The organism is Methanosarcina barkeri 3 (assembly GCF_000970305.1).
Taxonomy (GTDB): Archaea; Halobacteriota; Methanosarcinia; order Methanosarcinales; family Methanosarcinaceae; genus Methanosarcina; species Methanosarcina barkeri_A.
The window spans coordinates 602,990-622,311 of record NZ_CP009517.1 but is presented as its reverse complement, the minus strand read 5'-3'; the positions used below and the strand labels follow the sequence as shown (position 1 = coordinate 622,311).

Below are 19,322 nucleotides of genomic sequence, written 5' to 3'. Positions count from 1 at the left end.
TAAAAAGATACTTTTGGAAAAGACATCGTCTTAACTCAGTATTTGTTCCAGGCTGGTCTTAAACATTGATGTTCAGGAATTAACTGTGTAAAACCGAATTCCGGTTTAAAATATTCGGAAAAACATCCTCATAGGCAAAAAGATTGGAGAATCTTCCAGGTAAAAAGTTACTTTCTTCAACTGCCTAACAGAATAAATTTTTATACTTACAGATTGTTAGATATTTAGGGGGTATTATATGATGCGTATCACATCGTTAAATAGTATGTCTCTGGCAAAAGTCCTGAGTATTATGTATCTCTCACTTGCCATCATCTTTTCACCGATTATGCTTTTCATACTGAGTATGGATGGGATGGGTCTTATTGAAGGCATATTTGCAATTGTATTCTTCGTTGTGTTTTATGGGATTGCAGGAGCAATAGTGGGACTTCTTATTGGCACAATATATACTCTTGTTGCAAAAAGGGTTGGAGGCATCGAAATGGATGTTGAAACTTCCTAAATTTACTTTTTTAGTACATTTAAAAACAGATTCTTCTTTTTAAAATAAATTTATTATTTTGAGAATCTTGTTAGTATTTTGAAAATCAAATTAATGTTTTGAAAATATAATCTTTCTTTAAAAGGAGGACCTTCTTTTATAAATATTACTTTTCTAAATCTTTCTTTTACTTTTAGTTATTCTTTGAGTTCCTGGTTTCTAAATTTTTATTTTTCATTAGTTCTGAAAAAAGGCCGAAAATTTCGTCTGTTCGATGTTTTCAGTTGGTTTAATTTGCTCTTTCTGTTTTTGTTGTTTTTTAGTTTTTTCATTTTCTCCGGATTCAAGAATTGGCTCAAGAAAATTACCAAATAAAGTGGATTCACTTTCTGGACTCAACAAATCTTTATAGTACTCTAAAGTTTTTCCTGCCAGTTTTCCAAAAGCAGCAGGAATTTCATTCTCCTTTTTTGCTCGTTCCATCCCCAGACACCATTTTGTATTTAATTCGACACTAGAAATATTAATACAAATAGATGCACGGAATATCCGATACTTTCAAGCCGGAATTAACCGAAGTTCATTTGCTACGTCCCATAACCTGTTTTCAGTTTCGTTATTATTGCCTGCCATTTTCAATATTCTTTTGAACTTGTTTCTACTTTTCATTATGGAGTAAACATGTAAAAGTTGCTAAAAAATGAAAGTGGAGTTATTCAGGACATAAATCTTTGTATAACTATTGAGGACTTAACAGAAAACGAACATGATATTCTTTGAATAACATGCACAGCCAATGAAAGTGCTTGCAGATGGCAGCACTTTCATGCTAAATAAAAAGTTTCCGTTATTTGCGACTAAAGAAAGAAAGCAACCGACCTGTAGAGATTTTAAATACTTTTAGAAAAAGTCCTTAGCAAAAAGTAATAATTCTATAAAATCAGCTGTTTCAAAGAAGGTAGAAATATTCCAAGTGCATACGACAATCGAAGAGGATCAGTAATAGTTGAAACCGATGATGGAATCCTGCTGGTCAGCAGCTCCGGGTCTTATTACAGGCTTCCAGGGGGAAAACCGAAGAAAGGGGAAGCTAGTATTGAAGCTGCGATTCGAGAGCTTAGAGAAGAAACAGGACTTCGGGTATACGACGTAAGATACCTTTTCAAATTTCATGCATCCAAGGTCTTTAAGATTAAGGCCAAAGGATTGCCAGAACCGAGAAGTGAGATCCACCATTTTGCATTTTTCAGGCCAGGAAAGGAAATGAAAGTGCGGATTTCTGAAAACACGCTTAAGTTACTGGATATTTATTATAACTTAAAAGAAAAAGAGAGTAAATAAGGGGTTATGTTTTAATTCAGAGTCGCTGTTTATATTTTTTCCATACTCACTTTTTTCATTTCCATACTTGCTTTTTTCAGATATGTATTAATCATTCTACCGATTCCATGCAGCTACAAATACAGAACTAAATTATCCTTTAGCACCTGGATAAAACAATTTACATTGGCTTTTCATTGGTTTCATGAATAATATTCTTTTTCCCTACTTGGGCCAGAAATTTAGAGATTTGAACCGTCAGACCGAAAGTTAATATCATAAGCCGGATTAAAAAAATTGGTTTTATTTATTTTTATTTAAGCTTAGAGTAATATTTTCATCATATGCCTTTATTTATTATGTTATCTCATTAACTTCATATTTTTATACTTTTTTGAACTAATACGACTATAATTTATCTAACTCACTCATGTTGAAATTAAGATATGACTGATTTTTATATAGACCTAAGTTATAGATATCTTCAATTAATCTAAACTAAAAAGAGCCAGCTAGATGCCAGTCACCTTGCCTGCACGCAGCCGGGATCTTGGAGCTTAAGGCAGGAAATATTGCAGATATGTGGGGATACTCTGCTGAGAAAATTTTATGGCAAAAGGTAACGGCCTTGCTCTTTGCAGAATCCTGTATCCGGCAGTTGATATTCTGCCAGGTTCTTATAATTTGCAAAGGGCTAGAGCTGGTGAAAAGATTGGGGGAAACAGTAATGGCACAATTCAGACCATTTGAAATGGATAGTATTCCGATAGAAGAGCAGTTTATGAACTGGAAGGAAATAGTCAAATCTCCGTATGACAAGAAATCAGTCGATGCGTACACCCGGACACGAGTAATCCTGATGAACGGGATTGAGAATGCTTCAGTCCTTATGTCACATGCGATGGAGAGAATGACTGTAGATCCGGAAATTAAACGCCAGATGGCAGCGATGAGGCGTGCAGACTCAATGCAGCAACAGACGGTTAACTGGTTAAACCCAGCAAACCAGACTATTATTGAGACCACACTTGGCTATGAACAGGTAGCAGTTGATCTTACGGCAAACCTTGCCAAAAACGAACCTGATCCATATGTGAAGCAGACACTGGACTTCGCCCTGCTCGAAGACTTCGACCATCTTTACCGCTACAGTTGTCTTTACGATTATATGGAAGGAGGAGATCCTGAGTTCATTGTTCAGGGCAAGACCGAGGTAAAAGCCGCAAGACCAACAGTTGCCCACCACCGCCATCCTGACGACACAATGCGCAAACATTATGATAAAGACACAGCTGATATTAAAACCAAGATGAATTATCTAACCATTGTTGCAGGCGAGCAGCAGACCGAGCTTTTTTACAAATCTCACGGTTTCATGTATTCTGATGAACTTGCAAGGCAGCTTTACTCCGAGATTGCCGATGTTGAAGAAGAGCATGTGACCCAGTACGGGCTCCTCGGTGATCCTCGCGAAACAATGCTCGAAAAGTCCGCACTCATGCAGCTCTGTGAAGCCTATATCTATTTCTCCTGCGCCCAGACCGAAACCGATCCAAGGATAAAAGCGATCTGGGAAGACTTCGCAAAAATGGAGATTTCGCATTTCGAAGGTTGTGCCGACCTTCTTGAAAAGTATGAAGGCAGGGACATAAGGGATATCGTAAAAGCTGATATTATCGAACCGCTGGTCGTTTTCGAGTCGAATAAAGATTATCTGAATAAGGTAATCGATGAACAGCTTGACCTCATGCCTTCGAATATGGAATACAAACGGCTCAGTGAACTGTCAGATCAATGGGCTAGCTTCAAGTTCCAGTGGAAGGTGAATAGAGCCGGCGTTCCAAGTGAAGAGGTCGTCGGTAAAGCGAACAGTGAGCTGGCTAAACGGGACCAGGCAGAAAATGTTAAACAGTTTAAACGTCAGTTATCTGAGAGGACTCAAAATGTAATGTCTTCACAAAGAGAAAAAATGATGCCGCGTCCCTAAACTAGTTACCTATGGAAAATTTTTGTAAACCATTTTTAATTTCAAGCGCAGGAAAACTACCTTTTAATTTTTAGATATAGGGCGTTATTTGACGCCCCACTTTTAATTTAGATGACTTGGTATATGTCCTTTCACTTATGTAATTAAATCCGCTATGTATAAATCCGCTATGTAGCCGTACACTTGAGGTCAGTTGATATTGATCAGGTAATTTATCTGCATAAAGTTCAGACAAAAAACATTAATTCCATGTGGAATATTCTTCAATTTCAATGCACGGAATGATCAGGGTCCCACCCGAAAAAGGAGAAGAGATAAGGAAAAAAGCAGTTCTTGAAGGATTTCTGGATACTGCAAGGAAGATTCGAAAAGTCAGGACCAAAGAAGGCAACTTCCTGGAAATCCCGGTAACAGAAGCCGCATACGATAGTGTGGAAAGTTTTCTGGTTCTTGAACAGAAAAATCCGGAATTTCTTGAAAACTCCAAATCCCTCAAAGAGTCACTTGAAGGTTTTCTTTCCAAACCTGAACTTGCGTTAGTTCCAGCAGGCTGGCAAATTCTGGGAAATATAATAATAGTTAGTATCCCTGAAATCCTGGAGGATAAAAAAACGAGAATAGCCGAGGCTTTACTCTCAATGTATCCCAGGTGCAGGACTGTTGTAAGGGATTTTGGAATCGAAGGGCAGTTCCGTCAGCCAAAAAGAGAACTCCTTCTCGGCAGCGGGACAGAAACTATCCACAAAGAGCATGGCTGCTTTTTTAAGCAGGATGTAACAAAAGTGATGTACTCCAAAGGGAACCTTGAAGAAAGGAAAAGGATGAGCAAGCTAGGAAAGGGAGAAATTGTTGTGGATATGTTTGCAGGAATAGGGTATTTTTCAATTCCTATGGCTGTCCACTCAAAGCCGAAAAAGATTATAAGTATTGAAATAAATCCTGAATCCTTCGCCTACCTGAAAGAAAATATTAAACTGAACCATGTGGAAAATATTATTACTCCGATTCTTGAAGACTGCTCTCAGGCTGCTCCCGAAGGAGAAGCGGATAGGGTTATCATGGGGTATGTTGGAACAACACACAATTACCTTGAGCCGGCTATAAGAGCTTTAAAAAGAAGTGGAGGAGTCCTGCATTACCATGAAACAGTGCCTGAAAATCTCGCCAGAATAAGACCTGAAAAAAGGATAGAAGAAGCTGCTGAATCCCTGGGAAAAAAAGTTGAAGTCCTGGAAACCAGAAGGATAAAAAAGTACTCTCCCGGTGTCCTGCACGTAGTTGTGGATGCGAGAATCTGTGGATAAATTTTTTAAATGTGCTAACAGCTTGGAGAAATTAGCTTTGAGATTTTTGTATAGATAAACTTACCTGCAATTTGATTATTTAGCTTCTGAAGTTGCTGCTTACTTTTATATCCATATCAATAATTTTCCTGTAAATGTTTCTTTTTTGCACGATCGGCCACCACCCATAGAGAAAAACATAAACAGGCTCCCACATAGCAACCCAGCCAATAATTGTCAGGCCTTCAGAAAACATGGTATTTATCAGGCTCTGTTCAAGCGTAGAAAGAAGCCGGATTATGAGCAGACAAAGAAAAAGGAAGACAATAGCAATTGCAAAGTTTCTTCTTCCCCGCTGAAGAAGCCTCCTCAACTCTATATCCGTGAGAATTTTTTTGTAAGAAAAATGGTTCCTTATCGCTTCTTTAAGTGTATGCTCGGTTTCTCCGTCAAACTCGGAAGGAGGAGCATATATTACAATCTCAAGGGGTTTTTTTATAGGGAATTCTCCAACTGTATTATAAATATATTCTTCTGCTTCCGGGTCAAGCTCTTTTTCGTGAAAAGGGGCAGGATCAAAAGAATTGAAAATTTGCATTATGTTATGCAACTCAAGTTCGATCAGAAGTTTTCCATCCTGTTCCCTGTAAAGAGCCTCCGTTCCTTTCGGGGAAAAATCTATTCCCCAGACCACTTTATATCTACCTTCTAGGGGCATTTTTTAATTTTATAGAATTTTTGTTAAATTATTAGAAAGAGTTTCTCTTAAACATTAATATACAGTTACCAGTTTAATATAAGGTTTTGCTTTTTACACTTTTGATTGGGGTCAAACTAAAGCTTCTGAGAATCAATTGCGAAAAAAATGTAAAGTTAAAATATATAACTTTTAATATTTAACTATGGGCAGTCGAAACTGTTAAAACAATAATTATAAAGAAATTGTTAAACCGTAATTATAAAAACAGAAGATCCAAAGCGTGAATTATCAGTATTCTGCTGTAGCTTGCTTAATTGCACTGCAGAGTTCTTCAGGTTTTCTGGAGCTAAGAAGCATTCTTTCTCCAGAGATAAGTTTGATTATCACAACAGGACTAACTTTTTTAGAAGATTGTGACACATCAGGTGACACATCAGATTCTTTTCCTGTAAGAGGATTATAAACCTTAATTTTGCAATCCTCCACTACATATAAAGGAATCTTCTTGGAGGATAGATTCAGGGGTACCAGTTGAATGTATATCCCATCACTTCTTACTTCAGTTATGTACTTTGTATAGTAAAACATAAGAGGGAAAAATAACCCAAAGACAATCCAGAGCGCAAACAGGTATGTTCCAGGAACGTTACTGATTCCGGCAGGTTTTCCGAAAATCAGGCTATGGATTTCGACATACCATAGAAGGAGCGCAGGATAAAGAACCGAAACCAGGAAAAAATTGTTTCGCAGATCCTGTACTTCCCTAAAAATCACGTTTACTTTCGGCTGTTCCACAAAATCCCTTCCTTGATATCCGCCTGGTTTGTTTTTTTAATTAGATGCTCACTTTAGATTGCCTGACTGACAGTATCTCAATAGTGCTAAAATTTATCTTACGGTACGGATTGAACTGCATATAATGTTCGTACAATCTGAATTGCATATAGTTTTTTTCACACACTCAGTCGAATTCCATACCATTTAGCAAATATTATCTAGACACCAGCACACTAACTCAGTAACAGAGCAAGGGTATGCAGTAAAAAAATGTCCCTAATTTCTCTATAAAAACTGAGTAATAAACCTTCCGAAAAAAATTGAAAAATGTATATATTTTTTAATTTAAAAATCTGAAAATAATAAGATTGAAAAAAAATACAAAACCTTTTAAAGATAAAAACAATGAAGAAAAGTTGTTTATATAGACGATAAAAAGACGATAAAAAACAGACTAAATTAGTAAAAGATTAATTTCTAAAGCCTCTTTTCAGGATTTTTTGGTACTCTTTATAACAGCTACATTGCAAGAAGTTTTTGGTTCAGAATATGAGGAATAAAATAGAACATATAAGCTATTTCTAGATTTTGAAGAGAACATATGAGTAGAAATGACCAGATTTCATCCTTTTTATTTTCCAATTAGAAAAAGTCGTAGCCTATTGAAAGAAGATCTTTTTGAAAGGTTACCTCTGACCTCTGAATGAACTTGATATATTCTGACACAGGGAAAGCAGCTAGAGCTGCCTGCCCGAATATTTTAGAGATTTATGGTGCAAAAAATCTAGCTTTGCTGCAAAATCAACATAAATCTTGCATGGAAAATTAATTCATTTCATGAAAGTAAGCATGAATAAAACTTAACTTAAGATTTAAATTAAGATACAACATAACTAGCAGTTCCTTTGAGACATATCACCTCATATGATTTTACTGCTCCCTTAACAACATTCTCTCCGGCAATTGTGGTTTTGCTAGTCTTTAGGATCGCGACCGTTTTAAACTCTTTTGCTGAACTATCAAAGTTGATTGCAGGTATTAACAGAGTTAGTGTTGTAACACGGAGATCAGGAATGCTCTCTAATGTCACTGTAACTGTTTTGCTTTTTCCCATTTGTTCAGTAAGGATTTCATCCCCTGTGAAGCTGTACGAGTCTTTCGAGTCTTTATAGCTAAAAATAGGTTTGCCTGTAATACTGGTCGTTGAATAGCTTATTTGTACATCTTCATACTTTGGTCCAACCCCTTGAAGAATAAACTGGTTTGGTTCATTCGTCTGGTTTGATGGAACTAAAGAAGTTGCACTCGCATATGCAATTGTCAGTAAAATTACACAAAAAATTGACAGTAAAAACAATTGTGTCTTTTTTAGCATCTTAAATATTTGATTTCTCATATCTTCCCCTTCCCGCAATTCCGTAAAATATTTTCAGCTATTATAATTATTAAGCTAATTTGACGATTAAAATTGTAGTTGGAGATTATAAAGATATCTAAGGCTTTTTTAATAATAGAAGAAGTAAACTACCTTACATTATAAAGAAAAAGGCTTTCCGAGTAAAAGCTGCTGGTAAGTGTGTTTGAAAACGTATCTTAAAAAAGAATAGTTCAAAATGTAAATTGATAAATAGGATATCTTCTGAAAAATTAAAGAAGAAGTACCTTCAATGAAAGTGTTTTCTTAATAGCTTCAATAACCTAGTTTCTCCATCTCTTTAAGTACTGCTGCACTAAAATCCGTGAAATGCTGGATTCCGCCTGTCCAGGCTGCGAGCATCATTGCATCATTTATCTCGGTTCTTGTAGCCCCAAATTTGTGGAGTCTTTCCAGAATCTTGACTGCGCTCTGGATGTTATTGCTTGAACAGGCTACAGTAAAGACAATGATATGCTTCTGTTTTATAGAAAGCCCATCTTCCCTTTCTTCCCATATGGCTTTATAGAGGCCTGCTATTCCTTCAGCAAAGTCCTCGTTTATCTGTCCGGCATACGCAATAGATCTGGGTAAAAAACCCTTTAACTCCTTGATTTCTTTAGCAGCTTTCTCCATAATTATCATATGTCATTAGTCAGGATTGAATATAATTGTATCTTATTAAAAAGCTTAAAAAATTGGGAAAAAAGAAAGAGAAGTAAAAGGTAAGGATGAAGGCAAAAGAGACAAAGAATAATAAAGAATAAGACAAAAAATAAAAATATAAAAAGCAAAAAGATATAAAAAGGTAAAGAAAAGGAGTGAAGAAAGGGAATTCTTCTGTCTGGAAGCTTCAAGAATTCCTGAAACTGGACTTCAGAATATTTCAGACTTGCAATACCTCAACTGCCAGATCGGCATTGATGACATAATCAAAATTTATTATTTCATCCCATTTCTGCTGTATGAACGCAGATTGGAAGCAGACTCCGATAACTTTTCCATTCTTAGAGCCTTCTAGGATTTTACTGGCAACATCTTTTGCTTTTTCAGGGCTAATCCCTATTTTTGGCATCGAAAGTCCTCCAAGCAGGATAACGACGTCAGCGTGCTTATCTGTAAGATCTCCAAGCTGCATGCCTTCAGGACCCATGAAGATAGACCTGGCTTTCTCAAAATCCTCACTGGAAATAAAAGCAAGTTCACGGTTACGAACTACAAAACCAAGAAGTTCTGCAAAAGGAGTGCAAAACCCTGGTGTTCCCACAAAAGTAATCTTCTTTGCATCTTCGACAAGGCTCCTGAAACTGTTCAGGATGCCTCCTACTCCCTGTGAAGTGTTTATTATTGGCATTGAATTTTCTCCTTAAGCTTTTAGTAAAATCTTATTTAGCATGAAAATGCTGCCATTAGCTTGCATTTTTCATATAGTTATGCATATTATTCAAGGAATATCATGTTTGTTTTCTGAACATTTTGTCATAATATATCTATATAGTATTTCTTCATAATATTTCTTTACAGCATTCTTATAACATTTTTATTGCATTATATGCTACAGTAGGATTGGAAGCGTTTACTTAAATAAATGATGTTAACAGCGTTTATAAGGGAAGAATCGGGAAAAAAACACAATTTCACCAGAAATAATAAGGTTCAAAATTAAAAATTTGGAGATTGAAAAAGAAAAGAGTTTGGAAATTAAAAAGCAAAAGAGAAATAAAGAGAATGAAAACAAGTAAAAAAATAATATTAAAATATTGAAAAAAGATAAAAAATTAGAAAGGTTTTTTCCTTTAAACCTGCCTGATTCCGAAGGACTGGAGTAAGATTTCCGGATAGAGTCTGCCGCTAGAAATTGTTTTTGTGCTCTTAAGATCGTTTACCGTAAGCCTGGCTGGGGCAAACATACCTGCGTCGACCTTAAAGAAGTCAAAGTTTGCTTCTTTGAAAGTCTGGTAGAAAGGCTTTCCAAAGTCTCGGGAGGTTGTGGAGGGAACCTTCTTTACAAATTCCTCAAGGTCAGCCAGTTCTCCATCAAAGCGGACAGTATAGTTAGTTTCGCCGCAGTAGATCACACAATCATTAGTAGAACCCATGCACTGAACATCATTTCCGACAACAGGAGCAATTGGGGCAACTCCATATCCGCTTTTAATACAATTGATATCAAAACCAACTGACTCAAGTTTATGGATCCCGGTCTCTACAACGCGTGCGGAGATCTGGACAGAACCGGCAATAGAGGCGGTAGGAGCAACAGCAATCGTTACATTTTCAGGGTCTACACTGCAGTGCTTTGCAATATATTCCACAACTTTCTCATCAGGGAGTTTATCAGATTCCATGACAAGGACTGCAGCTTCGAAGTCATCTTCATATCCGATTTCTTCATAGAGCTCTTTAGGTTTTAAGCCAAGCGCACGTGCCGGACCTGACCCCATTCCAAAGTAGTTGCCTATGGAGACTCTCCAACCTGCATACTGCGAAGCCATACAGGCAATTACTGGATTATCAGTAGCTACCTGGATTGCAGGCCATTTGAGACCGTTCAGGTCAAAAGTAGTGTATTTGAGATCGGCAAGGTCGGCCAGGCAGAGCCGTGCGAGGTACATTCCGGCTTCATATCCACCCTCAGCTTTAACTCCGCAGTCAATAACCGTAGCCCCGTTATTGAGTTTGAGTACTTCAGTTTTCAGGTCTTCGCTCCAGTCGAGCATCTCTTCGATGACGTATGATCCCATTTCGTTAACACTTATCAAAGTATCACCTTTACTACTTGGCTCCGGGATAAACAGAAAATGTTATTCTCACTCAGTAAGGAAGTAAGTTCTTACCTGCCTTTTATTGTGGAGGAGAACTGCTTATCGATCAGAGAATTACTTATAAAGAACATTGTTTATAAAGAATAATCTCAATCAGAGTTACTTGTTGATCAGAGGATCGGAAATTAATCTGGAGCAATTTACCCGGACGAAGGCCCAACCCGTTGATCAGTATTGATAGACAGGATTATTTACCGATAAAAGGTATCCAGCCGATCGAGAGTATTACGGAATAAGATAAATTAGTTCTTTCCTGTAAGTTTTTCCTCTAAGTTTTTTCCTGTGATTTGCTACCCGTATAGGAAGAATCCAATATATAGATACTGTTTTATTATTATAATTAAATTATAAAAACTCTGTCGTTTTTTCGGACTTGCTCGTCAACAGCGAGGCCAACCGTGTATCCTTTTTCTGCCCTGTCAACAGTTTCGCCATTTTTCTCCAGGGAACGGACTTGCTGCCTCAAATAGGTTGTATTTCCTTCAATTACTATTTCGTCTCCAACCGAAATACCTTCTTCGAGAAGCCTGAGAGCTGCAGCTTGCTGTTTTGGGTAATAATTTTCAATAACTCCTACAGCCCTGCGTTGCTTTTTCGAGGCATTCATATCTTTTTCAGGAGAAAAGCCCTCAAGGCCTGGAGTCCCAAAGTAAAAGCCAGTTGAAAAGCCCCTGTTATAGACCGAAGCAAGCTTATGCTTCCAGGACTCTATTTTCTCAGGAGTATAGTTTCCTTCTATGCAGGCGTCAATGGCCTCCCTGTAGCAACGAGAAACCATTTCAAGGTATCCGGGATCCCGCAGTCGCCCTTCCACTTTAAAGGCAACTATGCCTGATTCAAGCAGTATGGGAATATGATCTATCATACAGAGATCTTTTGCACTTAGAAGGTACTTTCCAAGACTTGCTGCAACAAAGCCGTTTTCTCCATGGAGTTCCCATTTCCAGCGGCATGGCTGGGTGCATTCTCCGCAATTTCCGGATTTTCCAAGAATGTAAGCTGACAGATGGCAACGACCTGAAATTGCCATGCACATCGCACCGTGAACAAAAGTCTCGATTTCTACTTCAGTGTGCTGGTTTATCTCCCGTATTTCTTCAAGGGAAAGTTCTCTTGAAAGTATAATTCTTTCGGCACCAAGATTTTGGTAGAAATTTGCAGTTTCGTGGTTGGTAATATTTGCCTGCGTAGAAATGTGAACTCTAATTCCTGCTTTCCGTGCCCTGAGTATTATAGCCGGATCCCAGGCAATGACTGCGTCTACTCCTGCATCCGAAGCTGCATTTATCACATCCGATGCATCTCCGAGTTTTTTCTCATATACTGTTGAATTTACAGCAAGATAGGCCTTGAGACCTCTAGCTTTTACCTCATGGACAAAATCATCAAGAGTTTCCAGAGTAATTTCTTTTGCTTTTGCTCTCAGGCTAAGCCTATCAGTAGAAAAGTAGACAGCATCTGCATGTCCTGAACAAGCCTTAAGTCCTGAAAGATTTCTGACTCCTACAAGGAGTTCAGGTTTTGAACTTTTATGCATGAAAACAGAAAACACCTATCTTTCATTTAAAACATCTTATCACCTTCTCACCGTTGAACGATATCATTAGAAAATGTCAACCTATGGCAGTTAATAGTAAGATTTCCCGGTTGACAGAAAACTTTATATAAATTAAGAGTGTTTTCCAAATGGGGACTAAAGTAAATATAAAGAAATAACTTTTGTTAATTAACAAAAGTAAGAATAATTACTGTTATTATAATCAAAGACGGGGGGATAAAATGGATTACGAACTCGAAGAAGTCGAAAGAGACTACATAGAATTCAGAAAAGAAATGGGAGAAGATTAAGATTAAGGGGAAAAGAATAAGCCTTTGAAATCTGGTGAGATACGATAGAATTAAAAATATGACCTTTCAGGAGTAAATATAACTTTTTGTAAGTATAAATTTCAAAAATAAAGTTAATGGTCATATTAGCACCAGAATAATTTTTTTATTTTTAGAACTATTGATCTGTGCAGAACCGGTCTATTAATGTTCAGTTTATTGAAATTAGTTTAATTTAATTGAAATGTACCAAAAATTTTTTTGTTTTTACATAGAGGACTAGTTATCTATGAAACCCTAATTTACCCATTGCAATAACACAAAAACGTGCACCTGGCAGATCGATTATATATTAAGACTTTTCAATGATATATCATTTCATAAAATATGAATATGTCAATGATTGAGATTGAGATGATCGATATATAAGCCAAATCTAATACATATAGGCAACTAATCGTTTTTCCAATAATTAATCGTTTTTCCAATAATTAATCGTTTTTCCAATAATTAATCGTTTTTCCAATAATTAACTGTTTTCAGTAATATTTGAGTGTTATTGACAACATATTTTCCAACGGAAACGTTGTCTAGAGAACATTATTAAAACAGATTCCTGTTTAAAATATCATACAAATTAACGTTACAATAATTATTATATAAATGTGAATAAAAAAACGGTGTAACTTATATATATAAAGAAGTTGATGATTTTTTAACGTGATAAGTTATTGAGTTATAATTATTTTTGTGAGTTGACTCACCGTTAAATAGAACCTAAAAAGTCTAACTTACATATACATGAAGTTTCATTTATAGGAATCGAGACTATGAAAAACAAAATAATTGCATTTGATTTTTTGAGAGCTTTAGCAATAGCGATGATTATTCCGGCTCACTTAAGTAACTTTTTATCTTTCACTTACATCAAGTTAGCCCTGTATGCCGTTGATCCTTTTGTTGCAAATATGGGACTGGGATTATTTATATTTATGAGTGGATATTTGTTATATTATAACAACCATTCAATAAACTCGTTCCAGAGCGTATTGTCTTTCTACAGGAAACGGCTCCTTAGGATCTTTCCTCTTTACTGGGGTGCCATTGCCGCTTTTACACTTGTATTTTTTATATTTGCTCCAAAGCTAAACTCAGGTTTTGAATTTCCCAATGCCGAAAGTGTGTTTAGTTTTCACAATATAATCATGCATATACTGGGATTACAAATCTTCCTTGCTCCTAGATATGTGTCCCCGATGCTGACACTATACTTTGTAGGTTTAATTATTGTCTTCTATGCAATTTACCCGCTTATCATTATGCTTTCAAAAAGTTCAAAACAGATCTTACTTTGTTCCTTTATTATATTTATCGGATGTTTGTTAGTCTCAAGAACTTTTAACATAATTGAACCCCGCTTTTTTATGTTTTTCCCAATATTCATTTTTGGGATTCTTACCTGCAAAGAAAGCTTATTTGAAAAATCAGTGATAATTAACCGGAAAAATCCTTTTATCCAGATACTGCTGGCAGCCCTCCCTGTTATGCTTGTACTGGTTATCGTCTTAGGCTCAAGAACAACCCTTCTTTTGGACCCAAAGACTTCATTTACTATTGAGTCTGCAGGTAGTGGCACTATAGGCTCTTCTACAGTGGTATCGATGCTGGAAAGTATGGCAAATTCATTGGGCCTGAGTTACCTTATATTAAAATTCATTATTGATTCTGTGCTTCTTAACTTATTCGTAATAATATTCTGTGTTCTGGAGTACAGGTTTGCGATGAAATTTATAAATAACGAATTTTCAAGTACTCTGAGCTCTGTGTTTACATATGTCGCTACAGCTTCATACTGTATTTATTTGTTCCACAGGCCATTCCTGGCACTCTGGAATTCAGGGACACACTTTATAAGTAGTCCAATCCTGCATGATGTCATCCTTATCTTCGTAGCGTTACCAATTCTGGTCATTATCTCGTACCACCTGCAGATTCTTGAGTTTAATGTGAAAAAGTACTTTTCAAACAAAAAAAATTCTCATAAAGATCTCTCACTTCGCGGACATACTAATGTTTCTGACATAGGCAATAAGACAAAATAAACCCAATAAATTTTAATAAACTTAAAATTATGTAGAGTCTTTACTGAAAACTCCTTATAATTTATTTAATTCCAAGTTCTATTGAATTTATTTGAAATGGTTGCAAGGTAAGTAAATAAAAATCATATGTAAAAAGATTCATAAATAAGACTAATCTTCTATAATGCTGCTGAGTAAATTGCTATATTTTAAAAGTTAAGGTTAAGTATCATATACAAATGAAGAGGCTATTTCTCTTTGAATAGCTTCCCAATTCTTCAGGATCAGCAAAATAAAGCTTTTTTCGGTCTGGACAATACATATCAAGCTCAAGCTGGATTCTCTCAATAAGTCCACTACAGCAAGTACCTGTAATCCCATAATTTTCCTTCAAGATCCCGGCCAGAACTTCTACCTCAATTCCATCATGGATAACTCTTTGCAGGCCTTGCAAAATGTTCCTAACAAACTCTTCTTCTGTGAGAGAATCAGTCACTTCAATATTTTCAACCATATACCTACAAGCCTGTTTATCCCCTTCAAAGTTGAGGTGCTCCAGAGTATGTAACCTTATGTTATGGTACACATTCGTACCGCAAACTGGACAACGAGCCTTTATAAACATCTTTTTCCCTCTATACTCAGAGAAAAAAGAGTATCCTTAATATATAAAGAATAGACAAGCAGACTGAAAATAATCAAATACTGAATTGCAAAAAGATATGATGCGCCACTAAAAGTGTTTTTGAAATAACATCAACTAACTAATAGTACATGACTCGATTTTTGTGCTTGTGATAAATTTCCGCTTCTAAATAGTTTTAATGTAGTTTACCCCAGAAAATTGTCCATTTTCAAAGAGCTTTAAAAAATCAAACTGTGTGTGGCCACCCCATCCTAATAAGCTGTCCAATAACTACTGTTAGTAACGAAATAAGATATTCTGCTGGATGATTGGAACTTTTTAACGATAAGTTTGTTTCTATTCCTTCTTATTCAGTTCTTAAAATAGAAAGTTCTAGTTATTTCCAATTTTCCTTTCAGTGATCTCGTAACAGATCGTAATTTAAGACCGACTTCCTGTGCAAAATCAATAGCTTTCAGGCAAGAAAATTCCATAACCGATGACCCAATGTATTTTCCTTATGTTAGATGTAGTACACACTAAATTAAACTCGTTTATCAAAGTTAGGTTTCTTGAACTCATGATATTGTCATATAAGCTTCAAACACAAACCTCACTTTTTGTGCATGTTATAGTAGGATTACCTCAAATGGAAAAGATAGACCTCAAATGGAAAAGGTAGCTTAGATGCAGTTCATAGTATAACCTCTTGTCACACTTGCGGAAAGTGAGCTGAATGAAAGTGAGCTGAATGAAAGTGAGCTGAATATTATTCAAAGAAAATCTTTCTAGATATTTCCTTTTCATTTAGGTCTTCTTTTTCCGACTCCTTAGTATTTTTACTTATATTTTCTAGCTCTTTATACAAAAGAATGCCCAGAGTATCTTCAGGACTAAGGTTTAGTTCTTCAGATATCTTGGTAAGTATTTGAGCGTTCTTTTTTGATAAAAAAACAGGTTCTACCTCTTTTTTACCCCAGTGTAAAAGTACAACTTTTTCGATATTCATTTTTTTTATTTGTTTAACACAAAACTCAATTCCATGACTTCGGCTGCTGAATATTTTTTCATCACATAATTGGTCAAGCCATCGTGCGAGATCATTGTCCATTGAAATAGTAAATCGTTCTTTCATTACTAAATCATACTGTTGCCTATAATATAAAAGATTCTATGATTTAAAATTCAACGCAAACCTATTTATATGAATAATTCATTCAATAGTATGACTTATTCACCAAATGTGGAAAAGATACTTACAAAAACACATATCTCGTTCCTAGATTTCCTAAGACTAATAAGAATCATTAACCAGAAAAATAGTAGTTAGCATCGATTCCGAAACAAATTCCTTATTTAAAGGGAGCTGAATGATCAGCAAACTGATCAAAAATCAACTTTGCAAACATGCTTTGGAATCATATTACTAGAATCATATTACCAGCCTGAGTTAGTTAACGGCTAGTCTGAGTTAGTTAACCCTAAATAGATTGTCTTTAGAAAAGGGGGCCATAATAAGAAATTAATATTTTTCATTCCCTCGACGTCTTTGATTTAACTGATTCCCTTAAGATTTTTCCAGTATATAGAGTAATTACTATGTAATGTAGTGAAAACTTCACTACATTATATATACATTTTTAAAGAACTAGGTATCAAGTTAACAAACGGAGATTGCAAATGGCCAAAGTCATAAAGAAAAAAGAACAAATTAACGCCACAGTATCTCCGTGGATTAAAAAACAATGCCTAGAACTAGCTAAAACTCCTGAATTTTCTAGCATCTCCGATGTAGTATCCCTGGCATTATCTGAATTCTTTGGAAAGTACGAGTATATAAAGACTAAGGAATTAAAGGAACATGAGACTCGAATTCCTGATCTACTGGAAGTCCTCATGAAAACTAAAGAAGGTCAGGAATGGCTTAAATCTGTTTATAAGATTGAAACTAAAAAAACAAACCACTCAAAGGAAAAAGATTGTTATTTAGAACAAAATATTGAAGGTCTTATAGGACTCAGAGTAAAAGAAAACTTCGTACCAGTGTTCATAGATGGAGACATAGAAGGTGTCACAGGTTACAATAAAAAAGATTTTCTTTCAGGTAAAGTTAAGTGGGTAGAAATAATTATACCCGAAGATCGTTTATTGGCTTGCGAAAACCTGAAAAAAGCTATGTATGAGTCAGATATCTCTACCGAAATAGAGTACAGAATATTAAGGAAGAACGGGGAAACGAGATGGGTTCTTCAAATTCTCCAGAAATTTCCAACAGGTTCCGGATCACAAAGATATGTACAGGGCTTAATTCGTGATATTACTAAAAGAAAAGCTGCAGACCTTACTCTTAAAAAAACGCACGAAGCCCGTATAAAAGAAATCCACCACAGGATCAAAAATAACTTGCAAGTAATCTCGTCTCTTCTAAGCCTTGAAGCTGACAGATCTACCGATACAAAAACGCTTGAAGCATTTCGTGAGAGCCAGAACCGGGTTACTTCCATGGCTTTAATTCATGAAGAACTTTACAAAGGAGACGAAGTAGATAATCTTGACTTTGCAGATTATCTCCGGAAACTCACTACTAATCTTTTTCGTTCATACAGATTAAAAAACGAGGAAATTAGCCTGAAGCTTGAACTTGAAAATGTACACTTGGACATGGATACCGCAATCCCACTTGGAATTATTGTCAACGAGCTGGTCTCAAATGCCCTGAAGTATGCTTTTCCAGCCCAAAAAAGTGGGAAAATTTACGTGAATCTTCATACAGTAGAAAAATATGAAAACAAAGACAAAAGTGTCAGAAACCTAGGAGTAAAACCAAATTGTATAAGTAGAACGGATTTTGAATTTGTTTTAACAGTGGCAGACACTGGTGATGGATTTCCAGAGGAAATAGATTATCGTAATACAAACTCTCTCGGTCTCCAGATTGTAAACATCCTTGTGGAACAAATTGAAGGTTTTATTGAACTTAAAAGGAATAACGGAACTGAATTCAGCATTTACTTTAGCAAATTGGTATAAAGTTATGTTCGGTACTTAACTTAGCAAATTGATATAAAGTTATGTTCGGTACTTAACTTAGCAAATTGATATAAAGCTTTGTTACCTGTGTTATGCAGTAACTCTTAAAAAATAGGGATAAGTAGTACAGTCAAGTGAATATCTCGTACCCGTTGTCCTGCAATGTGGCTCGCCTAGTATAAGGTTAATACATGTTACGGGCATATATAAGTGTAATCAATACCATCTTATTTTTCCTACCCCCGCAATAAAGGAAGTAAGATTTAGAAAGCGCTGTCCTAACTATGATTATGTAAATGTCATTCGAAGCCTACCCAGAAACGGGCTTCCTTTCTGATTCTCTGCAGGATTGCGAAGTCCGGAGCTTTTTTCCCCAATATAGTTCATACAAAAGTAATCTGAAGCACTTATTCCTGGCACTTGTTAAAAATTTCTTCCCTGACCCTGAAAGATTTCCTCACTTATATCAGGGATGAAAAAAGATGTGCTTCCTCCATGGTAGAAAACTTTTTTGCCTCCTTATCTTTTTTTTTCGATTACTCAGATGAGAAGGAGTACAAAAATTATAATCCCAACATTCAGAAAAATATCTTAGATACTACAAAGAACAGCGTCATGAAGAAAGGTAACTTATCAGCCTGGGTAGATGCAGGCCTTAATAGATTCTGCTGAATGGATTAAGTTTAAAGCAATATACCTTTTCTTTACCAAAAAGGAATAAAAGGGCAGGAACTTAAGGCTTCAATCTTCAGGATCTTTAACCAAAGAACTATGCAGTTCTTAAACCTCACTGCTTCCGTTACTTCTTTACTAATTGAATAGTCACTCTGGCTGTCACCGGCATATACATGGACTCCATAGAGATTCTAGAAGAAGACGTAGACATGTATGACAACACAATCCAAACTGAACTAAGCTAACTGTGTTAAGTATATTAAACCTAACTAAACCAACTGTGTTAAATAGATT

General features: G+C 35.9%; 18 protein-coding genes. 8 read left to right on the top strand and 10 right to left on the bottom strand.

Annotated elements, in window-relative coordinates:
• Nucleotides 1–238 precede the first annotated feature (238 nt).
• The gene (locus tag MSBR3_RS02605) at nt 239–505 is read left to right on the top strand and encodes a hypothetical protein (protein ID WP_155396674.1); all 267 of its coding nucleotides are present in this window, start codon (nt 239–241) and stop codon (nt 503–505) included.
• A 216-nt stretch (nt 506–721) separates the two neighbouring features.
• On the opposite strand, the gene MSBR3_RS02600 is transcribed toward MSBR3_RS02605, so the two are convergent.
• The gene (locus MSBR3_RS02600) at nt 722–967 is read right to left on the bottom strand and encodes a hypothetical protein (RefSeq protein WP_048106261.1); all 246 of its coding nucleotides are present in this window, start codon (nt 965–967) and stop codon (nt 722–724) included.
• Between the two features lie 456 nt (nt 968–1,423).
• Between MSBR3_RS02600 and MSBR3_RS02595 the strand changes: the two genes are divergently transcribed.
• The 4 genes from MSBR3_RS02595 (at nt 1,424) to MSBR3_RS02585 (ending at nt 5,095) form a co-directional block, all read left to right on the top strand.
• A complete protein-coding gene (locus MSBR3_RS02595) occupies nt 1,424–1,825 on the top strand; it encodes an NUDIX domain-containing protein (RefSeq protein WP_329956828.1) in 402 nt (133 codons plus the stop codon).
• 588 nt (nt 1,826–2,413) lie between these two features.
• On the top strand, nt 2,414–2,554 hold the full coding sequence (locus MSBR3_RS19865; protein ID WP_155396672.1) for a hypothetical protein: 141 nt from the start codon (nt 2,414–2,416) through the stop codon (nt 2,552–2,554).
• Nucleotides 2,532–3,791: a hypothetical protein gene (locus MSBR3_RS02590; protein WP_048109922.1), complete on the top strand. Its 1,260-nt coding sequence runs from the start codon at nt 2,532–2,534 to the stop codon at nt 3,789–3,791. Before MSBR3_RS19865 ends, MSBR3_RS02590 begins: the two co-directional genes overlap by 23 nt.
• Before the next feature lie 272 nt (nt 3,792–4,063).
• Nucleotides 4,064–5,095 (top strand): class I SAM-dependent methyltransferase, encoded by a 1,032-nt coding sequence (locus MSBR3_RS02585; RefSeq protein WP_048106257.1) that lies wholly within the window; start codon nt 4,064–4,066, stop codon nt 5,093–5,095.
• 79 nt (nt 5,096–5,174) lie between these two features.
• Here MSBR3_RS02585 and MSBR3_RS20850 read toward each other — a convergent pair whose 3' ends face one another.
• The 7 genes from MSBR3_RS20850 to MSBR3_RS02550 form a co-directional block, all read right to left on the bottom strand.
• Complete coding sequence (locus tag MSBR3_RS20850) at nt 5,175–5,792, bottom strand: hypothetical protein (protein WP_230627711.1); 618 nt, start codon at nt 5,790–5,792, stop codon at nt 5,175–5,177.
• A gap of 270 nt (nt 5,793–6,062) precedes the next feature.
• The gene (locus MSBR3_RS02575) at nt 6,063–6,569 is read right to left on the bottom strand and encodes a DUF6141 family protein (protein WP_196296993.1); all 507 of its coding nucleotides are present in this window, start codon (nt 6,567–6,569) and stop codon (nt 6,063–6,065) included.
• An 859-nt stretch (nt 6,570–7,428) separates the two neighbouring features.
• Nucleotides 7,429–7,947, bottom strand: a complete 519-nt coding sequence (locus MSBR3_RS02570; protein WP_048106256.1) for a hypothetical protein — start codon at nt 7,945–7,947, stop codon at nt 7,429–7,431.
• A gap of 294 nt (nt 7,948–8,241) precedes the next feature.
• A complete protein-coding gene (locus MSBR3_RS02565) occupies nt 8,242–8,601 on the bottom strand; it encodes a carboxymuconolactone decarboxylase family protein (RefSeq protein ID WP_048109916.1) in 360 nt (119 codons plus the stop codon).
• A 250-nt stretch (nt 8,602–8,851) separates the two neighbouring features.
• Nucleotides 8,852–9,319, bottom strand: coding sequence for a DUF2124 family protein (locus MSBR3_RS02560; protein ID WP_048106254.1), 468 nt, complete (start codon nt 9,317–9,319; stop codon nt 8,852–8,854).
• A gap of 442 nt (nt 9,320–9,761) precedes the next feature.
• Entirely contained in the window at nt 9,762–10,727 is a 966-nt protein-coding gene (mch, locus tag MSBR3_RS02555) for a methenyltetrahydromethanopterin cyclohydrolase (protein ID WP_048106252.1), read from the bottom strand.
• A 403-nt stretch (nt 10,728–11,130) separates the two neighbouring features.
• Nucleotides 11,131–12,327 carry a peptidase U32 family protein gene (locus MSBR3_RS02550; RefSeq protein ID WP_048109915.1) on the bottom strand — a complete coding sequence of 399 codons (1,197 nt, stop codon included), beginning with the start codon at nt 12,325–12,327 and terminating at the stop codon, nt 11,131–11,133.
• Nucleotides 12,328–13,447: 1,120 nt separating this feature from the next.
• Here MSBR3_RS02550 and MSBR3_RS02545 point away from each other — a divergent pair.
• Nucleotides 13,448–14,719 (top strand): acyltransferase family protein, encoded by a 1,272-nt coding sequence (locus MSBR3_RS02545; protein ID WP_048106250.1) that lies wholly within the window; start codon nt 13,448–13,450, stop codon nt 14,717–14,719.
• 208 nt (nt 14,720–14,927) lie between these two features.
• On the opposite strand, the gene MSBR3_RS02540 is transcribed toward MSBR3_RS02545, so the two are convergent.
• Nucleotides 14,928–15,323 (bottom strand): hypothetical protein, encoded by a 396-nt coding sequence (locus tag MSBR3_RS02540; RefSeq protein WP_196296992.1) that lies wholly within the window; start codon nt 15,321–15,323, stop codon nt 14,928–14,930.
• A gap of 769 nt (nt 15,324–16,092) precedes the next feature.
• Nucleotides 16,093–16,458 carry a ribbon-helix-helix domain-containing protein gene (locus MSBR3_RS02530; protein ID WP_048106247.1) on the bottom strand — a complete coding sequence of 122 codons (366 nt, stop codon included), beginning with the start codon at nt 16,456–16,458 and terminating at the stop codon, nt 16,093–16,095.
• A gap of 545 nt (nt 16,459–17,003) precedes the next feature.
• Here MSBR3_RS02530 and MSBR3_RS02525 point away from each other — a divergent pair.
• Entirely contained in the window at nt 17,004–18,353 is a 1,350-nt protein-coding gene (locus tag MSBR3_RS02525; protein WP_048106245.1) for a histidine kinase dimerization/phosphoacceptor domain -containing protein, read from the top strand.
• Between the two features lie 420 nt (nt 18,354–18,773).
• Nucleotides 18,774–19,025 (top strand): hypothetical protein, encoded by a 252-nt coding sequence (locus MSBR3_RS02520; protein WP_048106243.1) that lies wholly within the window; start codon nt 18,774–18,776, stop codon nt 19,023–19,025.
• Nucleotides 19,026–19,322 lie beyond the last annotated feature (297 nt).

Excerpts from the sequence above, each read along its gene's own strand:
- MSBR3_RS02570 (WP_048106256.1), bottom strand. The coding sequence starts at position 7,947 with ATGAGAAATCAAATATTTAAGATGCTAAAAAAGACACAATTGTTTTTA.
- MSBR3_RS02545 (WP_048106250.1), top strand. The coding sequence starts at position 13,448 with ATGAAAAACAAAATAATTGCATTTGATTTTTTGAGAGCTTTAGCAATA.
- MSBR3_RS02585 (WP_048106257.1), top strand. The coding sequence starts at position 4,064 with ATGCACGGAATGATCAGGGTCCCACCCGAAAAAGGAGAAGAGATAAGG.
- MSBR3_RS02605 (WP_155396674.1), top strand. The coding sequence starts at position 239 with ATGATGCGTATCACATCGTTAAATAGTATGTCTCTGGCAAAAGTCCTG.
- MSBR3_RS02525 (WP_048106245.1), top strand. The coding sequence starts at position 17,004 with ATGGCCAAAGTCATAAAGAAAAAAGAACAAATTAACGCCACAGTATCT.
- MSBR3_RS02540 (WP_196296992.1), bottom strand. The coding sequence starts at position 15,323 with ATGTTTATAAAGGCTCGTTGTCCAGTTTGCGGTACGAATGTGTACCAT.
- MSBR3_RS02550 (WP_048109915.1), bottom strand. The coding sequence starts at position 12,327 with ATGCATAAAAGTTCAAAACCTGAACTCCTTGTAGGAGTCAGAAATCTT.
- MSBR3_RS20850 (WP_230627711.1), bottom strand. The coding sequence starts at position 5,792 with ATGCCCCTAGAAGGTAGATATAAAGTGGTCTGGGGAATAGATTTTTCC.
- MSBR3_RS19865 (WP_155396672.1), top strand. The coding sequence starts at position 2,414 with ATGGCAAAAGGTAACGGCCTTGCTCTTTGCAGAATCCTGTATCCGGCA.
- MSBR3_RS02590 (WP_048109922.1), top strand. The coding sequence starts at position 2,532 with ATGGCACAATTCAGACCATTTGAAATGGATAGTATTCCGATAGAAGAG.
- MSBR3_RS02530 (WP_048106247.1), bottom strand. The coding sequence starts at position 16,458 with ATGAAAGAACGATTTACTATTTCAATGGACAATGATCTCGCACGATGG.
- MSBR3_RS02565 (WP_048109916.1), bottom strand. The coding sequence starts at position 8,601 with ATGGAGAAAGCTGCTAAAGAAATCAAGGAGTTAAAGGGTTTTTTACCC.
- MSBR3_RS02600 (WP_048106261.1), bottom strand. The coding sequence starts at position 967 with ATGGAACGAGCAAAAAAGGAGAATGAAATTCCTGCTGCTTTTGGAAAA.
- MSBR3_RS02560 (WP_048106254.1), bottom strand. The coding sequence starts at position 9,319 with ATGCCAATAATAAACACTTCACAGGGAGTAGGAGGCATCCTGAACAGT.